This window comes from Streptomyces sp. NPDC089919, assembly GCF_040684615.1.
GTDB lineage: Bacteria > Actinomycetota > Actinomycetes > Streptomycetales > Streptomycetaceae > Streptomyces.
Window position 1 is genome coordinate 11,304 of sequence record NZ_JBFBGK010000028.1, and the last position, 16,884, is coordinate 28,187.

Sequence of the window (16,884 nt, forward strand, 5' to 3'; positions counted from 1 at the left end):
GTGCTGAGGAACCGGGACACTGGTGCGGACCAGCACCGGTGCGGCCGTCTTGGTCGTCACCTCTGCTGCCTGAACCAGGCAGCCTTCTTCACCACGGGTCTCCCGGCTGCCCCGGCGGGACGGATCTGTCAGCTGTGATGTGACAACTCAAGGCTGCCGGATTGGTGCGACATGTGAACTTCTTGAAGGGGCGTGGGTGTGGAGGTCAGATGCTGGCGACGGCGCGGGCGATGAGGCCGATCCCGACCAAGAGGACCAGGGTCGAGGTCGCGGCCGGTCCGATGCGTGCGAGGGCTTTCAGCCGGGCGGAGGCACGGCCCGCTGTGCGGGCACTGATCCGGTCGCGTAGCCGTACGAGGAGGAGCCCGGCGAGGGTGAGGGTGCTGGCCATGCCGAGGCCGTAGCCGATGACGAGGAGGATCCCGAAGGCGGTTCGGCCGAGTGCGACGGCTCCGAGGAGGACGACCAGGGCCGAGGGGCTGGGCACGAGACCGCCTGCGATGCCGACGCCGACCAGGGTCCAGCGCCGGCGCGGGGCAGGGGTGTAGTGGTGGTCGGCTTCGCCGTGACGGGTGTGGTGGTGGTCGTGCTGAGTATGAGGCGCCGTGCCGGTCTTGGTCAGTACGACGGTGGTGCCGATGGCCGGCGCGGTGCCGGGTGCGGGGCGTGAGGACGGCAGTGCGGGCGGTGGGGTGTGAGTGTGCCCACGGCCGGCGGCGTGAGAGTGGTCCCCGTGATCGTGCTGGTGATCGCCATGATCGTGATGCGCATGCCCGCGCGCGTGCCCGTGCCCGCGCGCGTGCCCGTGCCCGCGCGCGTGCCTGTGACCGCCATGGTCGTGATCGCCATGGTGGTGGTGTCCGTGGTGGCTGTGCTGGTGCCCTCGTCCGCGGAGGGCGGAGTGCAGGAGCTGGAGGCCGATGGCGGTGACGAGGAGGCCGCTTGCGAGGCCGAGCCAGGTCAGGACGGTTTCCCCGGCGAGGTGGGTGGCGAGGGGGAGGGCGAGACCGAGGGCGAGGACGCCGGCAGTGTGTGTGAGGGTGACGGTGGCGCCGACGGTGACGGCGTCGCGGCGGGTGCCACGGCGGCCGGCCAGGTAGGCGGCCATGATGGTTTTTCCGTGGCCGGGCATCGCGGCGTGGGAAGCGCCGAGGACGATGGCCAGGAGCAGGGCCAGGGATCCGACGGGGACGGTCAGTTCGCGGCTTCCCACGAGATCGTTGAAGAGGCTGGAGATCCGGTTCAGCAGCGCGGTGACGGGCCCGGCGCCGGGCAGGCCGGGCGGAATGATTCTGGCAGCGGGGCCTCGCCCTGGCGTGGTCCGCAGTTCGGCGGTGCGCTGGTCGAGTGGGCCGGAGAGCGGGTCCTGCGGGTAGTGGCGTAGTCGGTTGGTGGTGGAGGCTGCCGGGACGGTGGAGTGGGTGAGGGCGAGGCCTTCGCCGCGCGCGGTGATCTCGTGCCAGCCGATGCGCTGGACGTCGTAGTGCGTGGCGATACGGACGTCGGACGGCGAGGCGAGGTGCGCGGCGGCTGTGAGGCGGCAGGTGAGGCGGCTGGTGTTGAGCCCGGCCTCGCCGGTGTGGAAGGTCAGCCTGCTGGCGCGCTGCTTCCACCGCAAGCTCAGGTTGCCTGCCTCGGCGGCCAGTTGCCCGGCGAGTGTGGTGCATGCCGCGTCCGCGTATGCGTCCTGTTCGTCGGCGGTGAGGGTTGCGTTGTGGTCCCGGTCGATGAGTGGGCGCTCCTGCGCTGCGGCGATCTCGGCGCGGTCGACCACGATCTCGGCCTCGACGGCGTCGGGGTGCAGGGTCAGGTTGGTTGCGTAGTTGACGGTGAAGTTGCCCAGCGGGTGCGCGGCCGCGGGTGCGGCTGCGGCGAGGATGGCGAGGAGGGCGGCTCCGAGTGGGGCGGCCGCGGTGCGCCGGCGGGTGGTGGGGTTCATGGGGTGTCGTCGATTCGCCGGAGTGCCGCATGCGCCGCGGGGGCATGCAGCGGGTGGAAGGAGGGGTCGAGGGCCAGGGCCTTGGTGAGGTCCTGGCGGGCGGCGTCGTCGTTGCCGAGGGCCTGGTGGATTGCGCCGCGGTGGTAGAGGAACAGAGCGCTGCGGGTGCCGAGGGTGAGGGCCTGCTCGGCCTGCTCGAGGGCCTCGTCATCGCGTCCGGCGCGGTGGAGGGCCCATGCGTAGGCGTCGTGGACGGCGAGGAACGGCCGCTCGCGTACGGCTGCTGCGGCCGTGGTCACGGCGTGGCGGGGATCGCCGTGGTCTGCCTCGAAGAGGATCGCGTCGACATCGGCGGGATTACCCGCGGCCCGGCGGAGTGTCTCCTGGGCGCGCAGGACCGCGTACTGGGCCTCGGCCCGGTCCTGGTGGCCGAGGGACTGCTGGAGTTCACCGAGTCCGAGAAGGTACTGCGGGAGCGGTGCCACGGCGATGGCCGCGGTGTAGTCGGCGACCGCCTGCTCGCGGTCGTCGGTGGCCGCATGCGCACGGGCGCGGGCCTCGAGTAGGCCTGCGTCGCGCGGCGCGATGGTCAGGCCGGTCTGCGCCCGGCGCAGCGCGGTCGTCGGATCGCCGTTGTCCAGGGCGAGGGAGGAGAGGTGGGTCAGGGCGAATGCCCGCTCGCCCGGAGTACCGGCCGCCCGCAGCGAGCGCTCCATCAGTGTCGTGGCCCGGTCGGTGTCGCCGCGGAGCTCGAAGGTGTAGGAGGCGCGGGCCAGGGATGAGCTGTCCGGGCGGAGGTCAGCCATCTTCTGGACCGCTTCCTCTGCTTCCTCGTACTGGCCGAGCTGGGTGTGGGCGTCGGCCAGGACCCCGTAGGAGGCGGGAGTGGCCGGGCTGGTCGCGACTGCTTTGCGGGCCCACGCCAGGGCGTCCCGGAAGCGGTGGCGGGCCGCCGCGAGGGCGCCCATGCCGATCTCGGCGTGCAGGTTCTCGGCCGGCTGGAGGACGAGCGAACGGCGCAGGGCCGTCTCAGCCTGGGTGTAGGTGGCCTGGTCGGCGGTGGAGCGGGCCTCCTGGACGAGAGCCATGCCGAGGTCCGCCCAGCCCACGAGATCCTTCGGCAGGCGTTTGACGCGCTCGCGCAACGCCTCGACACCAGAGGCCGGGCCCGCGGAAGACGCAACGGGTACGACGGTGTCCGGTGCGCCGGACCCGGTCGGGGAGAGACCGACGGCGCCGCCGCTGAACATGACCACGCCCAGGGCGATGGTGACCGCGGTGGCACGCAGGTGTCTGCGGCGCCGGTCCGTAGGGGCAGGCGTCTGTTCGGGCCGGTGCACGGGTTCCTCCCCGGTGGAATGAGTGACGGGTGGTCCGGGCGGGACCGGAGGACCGACCTCGGCCCCGCCCGGAGTGGTGGGGTCAGCTGGACTTGCGGAGGCGGCGAAGTCGGAATCCGCCCGCACCGAGGAGCAGGGCGCCGAAGCCGCCGAGGGCCGCCGCGTTCTTGGCGCCGGAGCGCTCGGGAGCGTTGGGGCCGCTGTTGACGGACTTGGTGTGCGGGAGGGCGAGGTAGGGGAACGAGGCGCCGAAGGGCACCTCGTTGGCGTTGACCTTGTCGCCGTCGGCGAGGGCCGGGACGAGCTGGCCGCTCTGGGCGGCGCCCTCGACGGCCTGCAGGGAGATGTCGATGACGTCGTCCGTCAGGCGACGGCCGTTGGGGAAGCCCGCAAGGTCACCGGCAAGAACGCCGTACCGGTTGGGGTTGGCGGCCGGCGGCACGTTCATGTTCAGGCGCAGTTCCTCCGCGGGCACGATGCGGCGGGGCTTGGCGTCCTTGTTGAGGCTGTGCGCGTTGAGGTCGGCCTGGATGGGACCGCAGGCCTTGCAGATACCCGTCAGGTAGATCTCGAACAGGTCCTTGCGCGGGGCCGTGGGGGCCGGGACACCGTAGACCTGCTGGATCAACTTGGGCAGGGTCGGGTCCAGGACCTTGTCCACGACCGGCTGCACCGTGCGGTCCTGGTCGGGGTTGAGGGTGTTGAAGGCGTCCTTGTACTTCAGCGGGACGACGACCTCGTTGACGAGCGGGTTGCCCAGTCGCGAGACCTGCTTCCACTTGTCGCCGTGCTGCCCGTCGCGGGAGTCGAAGATCTGCACCCCCCGACGGTCCGTGGTGGACCACACCCCGATGACCGGGTTGCGCCCGGGGTTCCCCTTCAGCGCGAGCTGAGACTTGGGGATCTGCAGTGCGATGGAGTTGACGTTGTAGCCTGCGAGGGTGTCCTGGCCGCGCTCGGACAGGTTGCCGCCGTAGAGGAGGTCGAAGACCCGCAGGTCGGCGAAGAACGGGTCCTCGGCCTGCCCGGCGAAGGTCTTGCCACCGCCGGGGACGTTGAAGATCGCCTGGTTGCGCAGGGCGGCGTAGTCCGGCATGGACGCCGGCCCCACGCGGGAGGGGGCCGCGGGCACGTTCGAGAGCAGGACCTTGCTCTCGTGGCCATGGGAGAGCACCAGGTCGTAGACCTGCCGGAAGTTGAGATCCGGATCGGCGAGCGACGTCACCGGGCCGGTGTTGTAGAGGAACTGGTTGGCGGAGTCGCGGTAGCTGTTGTGGAACCGCCAGGTGTAGGTGAGGTCAGAGACGCCGTCACCGGTGTTGTCGATCTTGATGTTGTAGCGGAGGTCGTCACCGAACGCGTAGAAGTTCGGGCCGCCGTTGGGCTCCTCGAACGGGATCCAGTTCGCCAGGAACGTCACCGAGTCGGGGCGGTCGAGGCTGGTGTACGCGTACACGTCGGTGTTGTCCGCACGGGGGTCGCCCGCGATCAGCGGCGCCTCGCGGTGGCTGGAGGCCGAGCTGACCCCCGGAGCGAGGGTGAGGACGGCGAGGCTGGTCGCGAGCGCGCCGGCGCCCAGGACGAGGAGGGACTGGTCGAGCACACGCCGCGAACGAGGCCGTGCGGAGGTGGACTTCAAGGGTGTTCCTCTCGACTGCGGTCCCTGTCGCACCACGCACACGGCGCGGCCGCACAAGGACTGGGAGATGGGGTGACCACTGGGTCGGACAACGCGCCCGAAAGACATCAGCAGGAGCCGGGCCCGCCGACCCTGGCCAGCGCCGCTGCATTCCGGCCGCGCAGACGGAAGGAAACCATGTCCAGTCGGCAGTGCGTGACCCTAATTCCCGGCGCCCTGAATGCTGTCGCGTTGAAGCCGTCGTAAATGGCCTGACCACAGCCGCGCGGAGGGGTAGTGAGAGTCCAATTAATTTGTTGCAACACGCGGTAGAACTGCTAGGCCGATCGGGGAGTGTAGTGTTATTGCGACCCATGTGCAATAAGAATGCGTTGAAGGGCTGAAGGGGCGCTGAAATGCGTCAACGAAGGAGCGGGAGGCTTGGGAGGGGGACGTGAAGCGGCATGGTCATTGTGTGTAGCGAATGCGCTGGGCGGGATGGGCCGATCCGTAGATGGCCATGAAGGTCGTAAAGAATCGAATCGAAGAAACGTTTCCGTAATCTGTAAACGGAAATGGCGAAATGGGCTGCCATGCGGCTCTCGGTGGTGCTTGGAATTGGACCGGCCGCCGGCTTGCGATATCGCTCCTACGCTCCCCGTCCTCAGGTGTTTGCTCGCGTTGATCCGGAGTTGGCCACGCGGTTCGGCTGCTGGCTGCGATCAAGCGCTGTGCCGGATACGGGGTGGTGATCCTGCCGTTTCACCACCCCGCGAGTTCCCCTCCGGTCGGACATCAGAGGGACGGTCCACGGCGGGGAGACCCATCTGGACCGGAGGAGAACTAACCGGCGCGTCCCAGAGGTCCTGTTGGCGGTGCGGGACGAACCGGGGGCAGGGTCTTAGCTGTTGATGCAGGTGTTGCCGAAGGCCGGGTTGAGCAGGCCGATCACGCTGACACTGTTGCCGCAGGCGTTGACCGGGATGTGGATCGGGACCTGGATCAGGTTCCCCGACAGCACGCCGGGGGATCCGATGGCGGCGCCGGATGCTCCGGCGTCGGCTGATGCCGCGGACGCGCCGCCGACGACGGCCATACCCACGGCAAGGGCGAGACCTGCACTCTTCAGAAGACGGGACATCGGGCTCTCCTTCATGAACCAGCAGCGCTCACGCGCTGGCGGGCCCGCAGCAGGCCCGCACGGTCCCTTCGTTGGTCTCCCACGGGCCGGCTTGGCCTCGATGTCCGGCTTCCCTCGAAGGAGTGACCTCGTCTCCTGCACCTGGCCGAACTCGCTCCCGCACCGGGCGCGGCTGGCGGGCCCAGTCGATGCAGGTCGGCGAGTGCGGTCAGCTCCGTGGTGTCGAGCCGGGCGCGGCGTTCGCGCATGGGCCAGCCACAGGCGGGCGCAGGTGTCCGCGCCGTCCTGGGCGCCTGACCACCGTGCTGCAGCCGTGCAGGGTGCCGCCGGCTACGGCCCCTGGGCCGCACCAGTCCGCTTCGCCCTGAGCCGGCTGGCCAGGTCGCCGGGCATCTGACCGCCGCCGGCACGGATCAGCGCGGACCGGGCGGTCGACCCGGGCGGGGTGTTCCGGTCGACCACCCTGTTCGCGGGGCGGGGTGTTCCGACATCTGCTGCGGTTCGAGCGGATCTGGGTTCGAACCGGACGGGGGAGCAGCTTCGCAGCGGCCCGGCGGCCGGCTTGGAGGAGATCCACGGGCGGTGGGGACGGCTGGTTGCGGGAGGGGGTGTTCAGGGGGCGAGTCGGGCGAACTGCTTGTGGCTGTCGACGCCCTGGGGGCTGGGGCCCCACACACCGGCTCCAGCCGACTGGAGGTGGTCCAGGCCGTCGGAGCAGGAGCACAGCTGTGCGGTGCACCCGGGGGTGTCGTCGCCGGGGTAGAAGGCGAGGACGAGGGGTGTGCCGTGCTGCTCGCACAGGGTGTAGTCGCGGCGGTGGAAGGTTTCGCCGTTCAGGTGCCCGGCGGGCCGGTAGAAGTCGCCGAGGGGTTCCCCGATCTTCGGGTGGGGGCCATGGAACCTCGTTTCAAGGGGGTGGCGCCCACCGGCCCGGCTGCCGGGTCAGGCGGGAAGGGGCATCAGGAGCAGCGGGTCGGTGGTGGGCTGGGGGGAGCCTCCGGTGGGTTCGAGGGTGAGGCCGACGGCGCCTGCGTCGGCGGAATCGCCGGTGAGGATGACGGTGCCGTCGTGGTCGAGGAGTCCGGCCGGGCGCATGGTGCCGTCGTGGTCGAGCCACAACTGGTAGGTCTTGCCCGCCCCGGGTGCGGGCAGGTGCGCTGCGGAGAAGACGGCCCTGTTCTGCCGGTTGGAGGCGACCACGGTGGTCAGCGCACCGTTGGCAGCCTTGCCGTGGACGGTGCGGGCATCGGGGGCGGCCAGGACAGCCCCGACCGCGTCGAGTTCCTGCCGGGCCTGGTGGGCCTGCTGCTTCATCTCCTGCCCGTGCTGTGTCTGCCAGACGGCTACGCCGCCGAGGACGGCCGCTGCAACGCTGGCGGCCAGCGCCAGCGGCACAGCCCGCCGGCGAACCATGCCGCTGAGAGCGGGCGCCGCGGCGGGGGCGGGCACGCGCGGCGGAAGCTGGCGGACCCCGTCGATGGCGGCCAGGACCTGCCCCTTGACGGCAGCGGGTGGCGGCTGGGAGGCAGCTGCAGCCAGGCGGGCGGCGGTCGCCTCGAACTCGGCGGCTTCCTGCCGGCAAGCCTCGCAGGCTTGAAGGTGGGCGTCGAAGGCCTGGCGTTCGCCGTCCTCGAGCGCGCCCAGCGTGTAGGCGGCGGCGAGAGTGTGGGCGTCGGTGGCGTGGTGTCTCACGTGGTCACCCCCATGCAGTCGCGGAGCCGGATGAGCCCGTCGCGCATGCGTGTCTTGATGGTGGGAAGAGGAGTGCGCAGGGCTTCGGCGACCTCACGGTAGGTCAGCCCCCGGTAGTAGGCCAGAGTGACGGCCTGACGCTGGAGTTCGGTCAGACCGCGCAGGCAGCGGCGGACCTGCTCGGACTCCAGGCGGGTCTCCACCTGTTCGGCGACCTCGTCGAAGGCCGTGGTGTGTTCGCGGGTGGCCTGGGCGTGCTCGCGGTCGGCGGCCGCTTGGGCGGAGCGGACCCGGTCCACGGCCCGCCGGTGGGCGATCGTGGCCGCCCACGTCTGCACGCTGCCGGCATCGGGCTGGTAGCGGGCGGCCTGCCGCCACAGGTCGATCATGACCTCCTGAGCGACCTCCTCGGACTGCGCCCGGTCACGCACGACCTTTACCACGATCCCGAACACTAGGGGCGCCAGAGCGTCGTAGAGGGCGGAGAAGGCCTGTTTGTCTCCGTGGGCGACCTTCTGCATGACATCGCTCAGATGGCCGCGGGCGAGGTCCGCGGGGCGGCCGGTCGGGAAGGGGATCGGTTGAATCACCTGCGGGGCTCCGGCCGTGGAGAGAAGGCGAAGCGACGGCCTGGGCGGGCCGTTGGGGAGTATGGCGTCCATTGCATGCCGGTCCTTGTCCTCGCTCGTGCCGGGCCGGACCGCCCCCAAGGGACGGTCCGGCCCGGCGGAACCTGGGCGTGTGTCGTCTCTTCTTCGTAGCCGACCGGCCTGCGGATGGGAGGCTGCTCCGTCACCCTCACACGCCGGGATTGACCGTTGGAGGGAAGCCGGGACCTTCGGGCAAGCCGGATGGGCGGGCGGCGGCGCAGAGCCGGTGTAAGGGACCCCGCAAGCGTTCACGGGGCTTTCTCACCGGCCTCGCGCCACCCACGCGCGGCTGCCCACCTTTGACGGAGGCACCTGAAGACATGGTCGATGTACGACGAGGTCCGGCCGTGGTACTGGCGGCCGGGGCGTCAGCGACGTCCGCCGACGCAGGCACGCAGGACGTCGTTTGCTCGCCTGGCTTAGGCTCGGACAACCTGAACCAGGTGCCCCTCCACATCCCGGTCAACGCCTGCGGCAACACCGTCAGCGTCGTCGGACTGCACAACCCGTCCTTCACCAACACCTGCATCAACGCCTGACCACCGGCGGGGGCGAGAGCCCCGGTCAGGCGACCTCACGGCGGGGAGGCGCCGTCCGGTGACCCGACCTGATGCGGGACGCAACGCGGCCTGGGTACACGTCGCACGCGCCCGCTGCCCGGAGGGTCGGCTGCGGGCGGCTGTCGGCACAGCCACCGCAGCACCCCACTACGAGAGCGCGGCCTACCAGATGAGGACCGCGATGACCTGCTTGCCGAGGCCCGTGTGGCTGACTACGAGGTCCGCGCCGAGAGCCCGGACGATCTCCAGCCCGCGGCCGCCCGGCTTGATCCGCAGCCCGCCGCGCGCACCGCGGTGCCTGTACAGGCCCGGGGTGCCGTCGCTGACAGCGATGCACGCCCGCTCCGGGTCCAGGCCGATCGTGAGCGCGTAGGGGCCCTGGGCGTGCAGAACCGCGTTGGTGACCAGCTCCGACACGATCAGCAGGAGATCCTCGGCGACCGTGCGTGGGCAGACTGAGGGCTGACGGGCCAGTAGCTCGGCCACGGCCCGCCGAGCGTGCCCGGCTGCCTGCGCACCCGGCGACAGTGCAAGGTGCAGCCCCGCCTGACACCCGCAGGACCCGATGACGCTATCCATGATCATTCCTCGTGACGGGCGGCACCCGCGTCCGCGGGCGGCGCAGAACGCCGGAACGGCAGTGGGACCCCGGTAGTCCCCGGAACCCACGACGGCCCTGCCGGTGCTACCACTTGCCGTGGCAGTTCCAACGGCTCACGTAGTGGTCGGGAACCCAGCGCTGCTTCCCGTAGCCCTTGCCCCACCAGACGTTGTGCCACTTCCCGTGGTGGTCCCGGTAGCCCTCATGCAGCTGCCCTGGTGCCCAGTAGCCCTTGACCCACTTCCTGGCCCGCTGCCCGCTCGCCCTTCGCCCAGCGGCACCACTGGTGGCAGTCCCACCGCTCGTGCCGGTGGCGGGATCTCCGCGCACCGCCGCAGCCACACTGGCCGGTGTGGCGCTCGCCGCGGCGGCCGAGCCCAGCACGGACGCTTCGGCCACCAGCCGTCGCACGTTCACGGATGCGGTCATCGCACTCACCTCCTTGAAGCCGGTAGATCCTGCTGTGCAGCGGCCCCTGCCGGTGCCTCACGCAAGGCATTCGGGGCCGACAACCACCCGGATTGCATCTATCGGCCAGGTCCCCGCGCCTGGTGGCCCACCCGCCTGTCCGGCGACCGCACCCCCACAGGCCCTGGAATCGGCCCCGCCCCGTACTGACCCCGGCCGGCGCGGGGCCCGTGCGCAGACGCGGTGAAGGCAACATCGCCGCAGGGTTCACTCGTTCGGAGGCGAGACCAATCCACCGGATGAGGGCCGCCGAATGGGGGGTGTGAGCAGCTTTCGCAGCATCCTCTCCCGTGCCGACCTTGCCGGCGTTCTGGCCGCGTTCACGGCTCTGGCCGTGGCCGAGCTGGTCGCCGGACTGGTGCGCCCGGCGGCCGGTCCGGTGACGGTCGTAGGAGGAGCGGTGATCGACCGGACGCCCGCCACGGTGAAGGACTTCGCGATTCGCACGCTCGGCGAGAACGACAGGATCGTCCTGCAGCTCGGGATCCTTGCGACTCTCGCCGTCCTCGTGATCGGTCTGGGCATCGTTGCTCTCTCGCACCGGCGAGCCGGCGCCGCCGGCGTCCTCCTGTTCGGGATCGTCGGCAGCGCAGCCGCCCTCAGCCGCCCCGACTCCACCGGCATCGGCGACGCCCTTCCCCCCTTCGCCCGCCTTACCACCGGCACGCTTACCATCGCCGGGTCGCCTGGGCCCAGCACCGCGGCATCACGCGCGTCGAGGTCCGCATCGACGACGGCCTCTGGCAGGACGCCGACCTCGCCCCCAGGCCACCGTGGACGCCTGGCGTCAGTGGTCCCACCCCTGGAAGACCGCACCAGGCGGACACACCATCACCGTCCGCGCCACCGACGGCAGCGGACAGGTGCAGACCGAACAGCGCACCTGCACCATCCCCGACGGAGCGAGCGCTGGCACAGCGTCTTCGTCACCGTCCCTTGAGCCACCCGGTTCGGCCTCACGGCCGAGTGCTGGGCAGCACGACCACCAGTGTCAACAACCCCCAGACAGATCCTTCAAGGAGAAATCGATCATGAACAGCATGAAGATCCGCCGCACCGCGATCGCCGTAGCCGCAGCCGCGCTTCTGCCCTTCGCCCTGGCCGCCTGTTCCGATTCCGACAGCGACACCAAGGCCGCTCCGACCGCGGCCGCAGGCGACGCGGCGCAGACGGCCGCCGTCACCCCCTCGGGCGACTCCATGACCGGCGACCAGCCCTTTGGCCCGGCCTGCGCAGGCGTCCCGAAGGACGGTGCGGGTTCCTTCGACGGCATGGCCAAGGACCCGGTCGCCACGGCCGCCTCCAACAACCCCGCCCTGTCCACCCTCGTCGCAGCCGTCAAGCAGGCCGGCCTGGTCGACACCCTCAACAACGCCAAGGACATCACCGTATTCGCGCCCACGAACGACGCCTTCGCTAAGATCCCGAAGGCCGACCTCGACAAGGTCCTCGCCGACAAGGCCACCCTCACCAAGATCCTCACCTACCACGTCGTCGCCCAGAAGCTCACCCCCAAGCAGCTGGAGAACGGCTCCTTCGAAACCCTTGAAAAGGGCATGGTGACCACAAAGGGCTCCGGCGAGGCGTACAAGGTCAACGACACCTCGAACGTGGTCTGCGGCAACGTGAAGACCGCCAACGCCAACGTCTACATCGTCGACACCGTCCTGATGCCGAAGTAGCCATCGGCTGGAGCACTCGTCTGTCAACGACCGGTGGCCTCGCCTCCTTCCCGAAGAGGGCGGCCACCGGTCGTGGGGCGTAACTGAACGGCGTTGTATCTAGAAGGCGACAGACTCGGAGGCGGCCCTGGGGCGGCTGGCCGGTGACGAACATCAGGTAAGTCCGTCTGCAATGTGGTGAGGCGGACGAGCCGTTGGTAGCAGCAGATGGCGGTGGCGAGGCCCAGGCGTGCCCTGGAGTTGCAGGAGTGGCGTTCGTAGCAGTGGCTGAGATGGCGGTGGCCGGTGAGTTAGGGCATCGTGCGCTCGATCACCCAGCGGCGGCGACCGAGTCGCTCCGAGGACCCGATGCCCCGTACGGGCGGTCCGGTCGCCGTTGCGCTGCTCCCCGAGTCATGTCCGCAGCTCGGGGATCTCGTAGGCCTTGTCCGCGTGGAGCTTGCGGGGCTTGAGGCGAGGACCCCGGTGGGGGCGTGTCTCGTCTGGTTACCCATGATCATGGACTTGAGAGCGTGGCAGGATCCTGGGTGAACGCCAGGCTGGCGAAGGCTCGCCGGCCAGAATCCTCTGCCCGCGCCGACGTATGAAGGGGCCACAGGCGGAGTGCCGTCGGATACCCCTGAGCATGTTGCTGGCCCGTTGCCTGGATGCTGCTGGTCTCAGGCGGAGTTGTCTGGTCAGACGACTTTCGCGGTGATGAGCAGGGTGCCCAGGTTGCCGTCGGGCGAGGGGATGACGTCGGTTTGGACGTCGGTGAATCCGTGGCGCTTGAGTGCGTCTGTCCACTATTTGGGGGGGATGTATTGCCACCGCAGCACCGTCAGTGCGCTCTCGCGGCCTTCCAGCCATGTGCCACCCATTTTCTGCGCGCCGTACTGGCCGGCGATGGGCTCGCGGTGGGAGAAGGCGAAGAGGCCGGTGGAGGTGAGGCGGCGGGCGATGCGGGGGAGTAGTTCGTCGGGGTCTGTGAACCACACAGCACCCCACGTCGAGTAGATCGCTTCCCACAGTCGCATGTCCTGGTCGAGGAAGGCGCAGGCCTCGGCGTGGACGAACTCCAGGCCGGGGGTGTCATGCCAGAAGTCGCGGGCGCGGTCTACCTGGACGGCGGAGAAGTCGACACCCCGGGCCGGCTTGGCGCCGGCTCTGCTTCGGGACGGTGCCGGGCCGGGTCCTGGGCTGGTACGGGTTGTTTATCGGCCCAGGGCCGGAGCGGTACGGCCCGTGCGCCGGTTCGGTCCCGGGACCGCGCCGCCGTGGCCCGTGCTCTGGCCCGTCCCCGAGTTGGCCCGGTCGTCGTCCGGCCCGGCCCCGGCCCTGCGCAGCTCCGGCTCTACCGTGCGGAATGCGCAGGTCGGGTGGGGGCTTCACCAGCTGGACGGGGGTATCACCGCGCCGGCCACGGTGGCGGTCTAGCTGGGGATGCTGCTGCGCGGAAGCGTCGGGGTGGGTGTGGGGCACCAGGGTCTGGTGGAGGCCGGGTTCGTCCTGCGGTCTCTGGGCGGGCCGGCCCGGGTGGTGGCGTGCGCGGGCCGGCCGGCGCTTGGGGGAAGGCGGCTACCAGGTGATGGTGCGGGCGTAGCGGACGGGGGTGGGGCGGAGGGTGAAGAGGTGGCGGGTGCCGGTGAGGTCGAGGACGTGGAGGGCTTGGTGGGGGAGGCCGGCGAGGTGGAGGGTGCCGCCTTCGGTGTCGGCGCGGTGTTGCAGGTGTAGGAAGAGCTCCGCTGGAGTCCATGAAGGCCAGGCCGCTGAGGTCGAGGGTCAGGGTCTGTCCGGCCAGTGGTATCGGGTCGGTGACGGCGTGGACCTGGGCGCGGGTGTCGATGTCGAGTTCCCCGGCGATGGTCACAAGGACCTGTCCGGGGCGGGTGGCGACGTGGATGGTCAGGGCGGGGGACATGGTTCTCCGCCGTTCGTGGAGGGAGCCCGAAACGGTCGGCTCCCCGTTCTCGGGGCGGAGGGGGCCGTCAGGTGCGCGGCATCTTGCCGCGGCGTAGCCGAATAAGACCACCCGCACCTGCCGGTGACCACGTGCTGTGATCGTGTGGTGGCGCGAGGTCTCTCACCAGACCAGGCTGGTTAAGCCCTGCGTCTGCCCCGCCCTGTGATCACTACGCGCCCGGGACTCCGCCGCCCCGTCTCGACAGGCTGGGTGCCCGCTATCCCGCTGCCGTCGGGGTCCAGGCCGTGGCCGAGCGGTCTGCGTGCTCGGCCGGGAGCCGCATCTCCGTGCCGCCCTGTCCACGGTCAGCGGCCGACCCGCCGATACGCTCCCTGAAGACGGCCGCCTGGAGCACGACTTCGGGATCGACAGCCTCGCCCTGGCCGAACTGGTCACCATCCTCGAAGGCCGGCTGGCCATCACCATCCCGGACGAGGAGACCGGCCGCCTGGACACGATCGCGGACCTCCGCAGGCTCCTTGACCGACTCGCCCCGACCGGAACGGAACCCGCCGTGACCCCACGCACCATCGACCCCAAGCAGCGCGGCTTCCTGATCGTCAACTCCCACCCCACCGGCGCCGCCGCCACCGTCGAGCAGATGTGGGAGCAGATCCCCCCGCGCCCCGACGGCAACGCCCCCGTCGTGCTGCTCCTGGGCCACAGCGCCGGCTACGGGCTGGCCACCCTCTTGACCGGGCTTCGCCAGCACGGCATCCGCGGCGTCGGCGTCGCCTACGAGGCCGCCGCCACCGACCGGCGCTCCGCGAGCGCCGGCTGGTACCGCACCGCGGCCACGGCCCGCCTCGCCCACGCGGCCGGCCACGACTTCCACTTCATCAACGCCGACGCATTCACCACGGCGGCCAAGGACGAGGTCCTGAACCTGGTCGAGGACCGGTACGGCAAGGTCGACTACCTGATCTACAGCCTCGCCGCCCCCCGCCGCACCGACCCGGACACCGGCGAGGTCCACCACTCCGTCATCAAGCCGCTCCACACCCCCTACACCGCCCCCGCGCTCGCCTTCACCGACGACCTGCCGCACGTCACCGGCATGCACCTGGAGCCGGCCACCGACGCCGAGAAGGCCGCCACCGAAGCCGTCATGGGCGGCGACGACTGGCGCCTGTGGGTCAACGCCCTGACCGACCGCAAGCTCTTGGCCGAGGGCTTCACCACCGTCGCCCTGACCTACATCGGCTCCGACATCACCGCGCCCGTCTACCGCCACGGCACCATCGGCGCCGCCAAGGAACACCTGGAGCGCACTGCCCACGAGCTCGACACCCAGCTGATCGGCACCGGCCAGGCCTTCACCGCGGTGGCGGGCGCCGCCGTCACCCAGGCCTCCAGCGCCATCCCCGCCATCGCTCTGTACACGACCTTCCTGCGCAGCATCCTCGGCGAGCAGGGCTTCCGCTCCACGCACCAGCAGGCGCAGGACCTGTGGGACCAGCTCACCGGCACCACCCCGCTGCACCTCGACGACGCCGGCCGCATCCGCCTCGATCAGTGGGAACTCGACGACCAGGTCCAGGCCCAGGTCCGCGACCTGTGGACCAATCCCGAGGACGGACTCCAGCTCGCCCAGGCTGGCGCGCATTGGTTCATGAGCCAGATCCGCGCCCTCTACGGGTGGGGAATCGACGGCGTCGACTACACCCAGCCCGTCGAGACCGAAGTACCCTGGCCCACCACCGCGCCTTAAGGACCGAGTACCGAGAACGGCTCGCCCCCCTCGGGGCGGGCCGTCGGCTTGTCGGGAGACCCGAGTCGACTTGTCAGGCGGGGCGCCTTGCGCCGACGGCCGAAGCTGCCAAGCTCGAACGACGGGGCTGGCCGCACGCCCGACCCGGTGCCAGGCGGCGAGGAGCACGTGGTGGCAGGGACGGCGGTCGAGCGGTACGTCGAGCAGGTGGCCAACGCGACGAGCTACGCGTGTCTCCACTTCACCGACACTCGTAACCGGCCGGTTCTGCTGCGGGCGGTGTCCGGCCCGTACCCCTGGCAGTGGCCGGGCGGAACCATGGAACATGGTGAGACCCCCTGGCAGTGCGCCCTGCGGGAATGCCAGGAGGAGACCGGTATCGCCTTCAGCGGGCCGCGGCGGCTCCTGGCCGTCTCCTTCGCCCTCCCCGGCCCGGCCTGGCCGCGGAGCAACGTGGGCTTCATCTTCGACGGCGGGACGCTGACCGACCAGCAGCTCGACGCCATCACGCTCGACCCCCGGGAGCACAGCGACCTGGCGTCGCACCCGCTCCCCGATTGGGAACCCCTGATGGACGCCGAGTCGATGAGGTTGCTCCGGGCAGCGGATGCAGCCCGGCGTACCGAGACCGTCACTTACCTCGAGTGACTCGACTCGTGCCGGGCATCGTGGTGCAGCACACTCGCTCCTACGGCCTTCGTATGAGTGCGGTTCTGTGACGGAACGCATGCTCATGCGGGGGCCGTCCGCCTGCCCGGCAAATCCCCGGGTGGGTGAACCTGTACTACTCGCCGTTCGAGAGAGTGAAGGCAGGTGGGATGCGCAGTGGGCTCAGTTGGCCCGCTCGCGCCATTGCATGCAGTTGCCCTGCACCTCGGCGATGCTCGGGTGGCGCACGGCGTCCAGCTCGTCATCGGCGAGAAGGTCGGCGATCAGGGCCGGGCTGCCGAAGACCTCGGTGGCGCTCAGGTCCCAGTCGGTCAGGACGAACCAGGACCCCTCCAGGGGCCACCAGTGCGCGGGGAACTGGGTGCCTGCGGTTCGGTCTGGCCACGAGCAGGCATCGTGGTGGCCAAGTGCCTCATCCAGCCGGCCCCGGCGGGCCGGGATGGGACAGCCGATGTCCTCGATCGCGGCCTGGGCCCAGTAGCACTCCGTGCGCAAACCGTCGGGGCTATGGCGGGCCAGGACCTCGACCAGGCGGGCCAGACTAGCGCGGTCGATTTCTCCCACGTCTGGGCCTTCAAAGTCTTCGGGCAGGTCCAGCCCCTCGAACACCCTGAAGGACGGGGTGAACTGCCAGTCCTCCAGACGCTTGCCGACCCACGTCAGCACGTCGTCCCACCGGACCCACTGTCCGCCCACCGTGACGGCATGCAGGATCCAGCAGCGATCCGGGAAACCCTCCTGGGGCTCGTAACCCAAGACGACCCCATCCCCGTCCAGGACCGGGCGCATGCCGCCCAGCGAGTCGTCGTCCGACACCAGCTCCAACACGGAATCCCTCAACACTTCGATCATGCATGTGGCGTTCTGTAAC

Annotated in this window: 16 protein-coding genes and 1 pseudogene; 5 read left to right on the forward strand and 12 right to left on the reverse strand. The window is 70.3% G+C overall.

Annotated features, from left to right (window positions below):
- Positions 1-205 precede the first annotated feature (205 nt).
- From AB0O40_RS14560 to sigK, 7 genes are all read right to left on the reverse strand, one after another.
- Positions 206-1,939 carry a nickel transporter gene (locus AB0O40_RS14560; RefSeq protein WP_365040171.1) on the reverse strand — a complete coding sequence of 578 codons (1,734 nt, stop codon included), beginning with the start codon at positions 1,937-1,939 and terminating at the stop codon, positions 206-208.
- Positions 1,936-3,279, reverse strand: coding sequence for a tetratricopeptide repeat protein (locus AB0O40_RS14565; RefSeq protein ID WP_365040174.1), 1,344 nt, complete (start codon positions 3,277-3,279; stop codon positions 1,936-1,938). Before AB0O40_RS14565 ends, AB0O40_RS14560 begins: the two co-directional genes overlap by 4 nt.
- Before the next feature lie 82 nt (positions 3,280-3,361).
- Complete coding sequence (locus AB0O40_RS14570) at positions 3,362-4,918, reverse strand: DUF4331 domain-containing protein (RefSeq protein ID WP_365040176.1); 1,557 nt, start codon at positions 4,916-4,918, stop codon at positions 3,362-3,364.
- Positions 4,919-5,798: 880 nt separating this feature from the next.
- Positions 5,799-6,038, reverse strand: a complete 240-nt coding sequence (locus tag AB0O40_RS14575) for a chaplin (protein ID WP_365040179.1) — start codon at positions 6,036-6,038, stop codon at positions 5,799-5,801.
- 612 nt (positions 6,039-6,650) lie between these two features.
- On the reverse strand, positions 6,651-6,917 hold the full coding sequence (locus AB0O40_RS14580; RefSeq protein ID WP_365040329.1) for a redoxin domain-containing protein: 267 nt from the start codon (positions 6,915-6,917) through the stop codon (positions 6,651-6,653).
- A gap of 63 nt (positions 6,918-6,980) precedes the next feature.
- Positions 6,981-7,730, reverse strand: coding sequence for an anti-sigma factor (locus AB0O40_RS14585; protein ID WP_365040181.1), 750 nt, complete (start codon positions 7,728-7,730; stop codon positions 6,981-6,983).
- Positions 7,727-8,251 (reverse strand): ECF RNA polymerase sigma factor SigK, encoded by a 525-nt coding sequence (sigK, locus tag AB0O40_RS14590; protein ID WP_365040332.1) that lies wholly within the window; start codon positions 8,249-8,251, stop codon positions 7,727-7,729. Before sigK ends, AB0O40_RS14585 begins: the two co-directional genes overlap by 4 nt.
- 449 nt (positions 8,252-8,700) lie before the next feature.
- Here sigK and AB0O40_RS14595 point away from each other — a divergent pair, with 449 nt between their 5' ends.
- Positions 8,701-8,919: a chaplin gene (locus AB0O40_RS14595; protein ID WP_365040184.1), complete on the forward strand. Its 219-nt coding sequence runs from the start codon at positions 8,701-8,703 to the stop codon at positions 8,917-8,919.
- A gap of 183 nt (positions 8,920-9,102) precedes the next feature.
- Here the strand turns inward: AB0O40_RS14595 and AB0O40_RS14600 are convergent, their stop codons facing one another.
- Together AB0O40_RS14600 and AB0O40_RS14605 are read right to left on the reverse strand one after the other, a co-directional pair.
- The gene (locus tag AB0O40_RS14600) at positions 9,103-9,525 is read right to left on the reverse strand and encodes an ATP-binding protein (RefSeq protein ID WP_365040187.1); all 423 of its coding nucleotides are present in this window, start codon (positions 9,523-9,525) and stop codon (positions 9,103-9,105) included.
- Between the two features lie 100 nt (positions 9,526-9,625).
- The gene (locus tag AB0O40_RS14605) at positions 9,626-9,970 is read right to left on the reverse strand and encodes a hypothetical protein (RefSeq protein WP_365040190.1); all 345 of its coding nucleotides are present in this window, start codon (positions 9,968-9,970) and stop codon (positions 9,626-9,628) included.
- A 301-nt stretch (positions 9,971-10,271) separates the two neighbouring features.
- On the opposite strand from AB0O40_RS14605, the gene AB0O40_RS14610 reads away from it, so the two are divergent.
- Both AB0O40_RS14610 and AB0O40_RS14615 read left to right on the forward strand, forming a co-directional pair.
- Positions 10,272-10,949, forward strand: a complete 678-nt coding sequence (locus AB0O40_RS14610) for a hypothetical protein (RefSeq protein ID WP_365040193.1) — start codon at positions 10,272-10,274, stop codon at positions 10,947-10,949.
- Between the two features lie 91 nt (positions 10,950-11,040).
- Positions 11,041-11,691, forward strand: coding sequence for a fasciclin domain-containing protein (locus AB0O40_RS14615; protein ID WP_365040196.1), 651 nt, complete (start codon positions 11,041-11,043; stop codon positions 11,689-11,691).
- Positions 11,692-11,864: 173 nt separating this feature from the next.
- Here the strand turns inward: AB0O40_RS14615 and AB0O40_RS14620 are convergent.
- Positions 11,865-12,200: pseudogene (locus AB0O40_RS14620) on the reverse strand (IS5/IS1182 family transposase); the annotation flags it as partial.
- Between the two features lie 276 nt (positions 12,201-12,476).
- Positions 12,477-12,707: a hypothetical protein gene (locus tag AB0O40_RS14625; protein WP_365040199.1), complete on the reverse strand. Its 231-nt coding sequence runs from the start codon at positions 12,705-12,707 to the stop codon at positions 12,477-12,479.
- Between the two features lie 1,188 nt (positions 12,708-13,895).
- Here AB0O40_RS14625 and fabV point away from each other — a divergent pair.
- Positions 13,896-15,344: an enoyl-[acyl-carrier-protein] reductase FabV gene (gene fabV, locus AB0O40_RS14630; protein WP_365040202.1), complete on the forward strand. Its 1,449-nt coding sequence runs from the start codon at positions 13,896-13,898 to the stop codon at positions 15,342-15,344.
- A gap of 171 nt (positions 15,345-15,515) precedes the next feature.
- A complete protein-coding gene (locus tag AB0O40_RS14635) occupies positions 15,516-15,992 on the forward strand; it encodes an NUDIX hydrolase (RefSeq protein ID WP_365040205.1) in 477 nt (158 codons plus the stop codon).
- Positions 15,993-16,175: 183 nt separating this feature from the next.
- On the opposite strand, the gene AB0O40_RS14640 is transcribed toward AB0O40_RS14635, so the two are convergent.
- Positions 16,176-16,865 (reverse strand): hypothetical protein, encoded by a 690-nt coding sequence (locus tag AB0O40_RS14640; protein WP_365040207.1) that lies wholly within the window; start codon positions 16,863-16,865, stop codon positions 16,176-16,178.
- Positions 16,866-16,884 lie beyond the last annotated feature (19 nt).

Coding starts and splice junctions, on each gene's coding strand:
- AB0O40_RS14560 (WP_365040171.1), bottom strand. CDS start 1,939: ATGAACCCCACCACCCGCCGGCGCACCGCGGCCGCCCCACTCGGAGCC.
- AB0O40_RS14575 (WP_365040179.1), bottom strand. CDS start 6,038: ATGTCCCGTCTTCTGAAGAGTGCAGGTCTCGCCCTTGCCGTGGGTATG.
- sigK (WP_365040332.1), bottom strand. CDS start 8,251: ATGCAGAAGGTCGCCCACGGAGACAAACAGGCCTTCTCCGCCCTCTAC.
- AB0O40_RS14595 (WP_365040184.1), top strand. CDS start 8,701: ATGGTCGATGTACGACGAGGTCCGGCCGTGGTACTGGCGGCCGGGGCG.
- AB0O40_RS14600 (WP_365040187.1), bottom strand. CDS start 9,525: ATGATCATGGATAGCGTCATCGGGTCCTGCGGGTGTCAGGCGGGGCTG.
- AB0O40_RS14605 (WP_365040190.1), bottom strand. CDS start 9,970: ATGACCGCATCCGTGAACGTGCGACGGCTGGTGGCCGAAGCGTCCGTG.
- AB0O40_RS14615 (WP_365040196.1), top strand. CDS start 11,041: ATGAACAGCATGAAGATCCGCCGCACCGCGATCGCCGTAGCCGCAGCC.
- AB0O40_RS14625 (WP_365040199.1), bottom strand. CDS start 12,707: ATGCGACTGTGGGAAGCGATCTACTCGACGTGGGGTGCTGTGTGGTTC.
- AB0O40_RS14640 (WP_365040207.1), bottom strand. CDS start 16,865: ATGATCGAAGTGTTGAGGGATTCCGTGTTGGAGCTGGTGTCGGACGAC.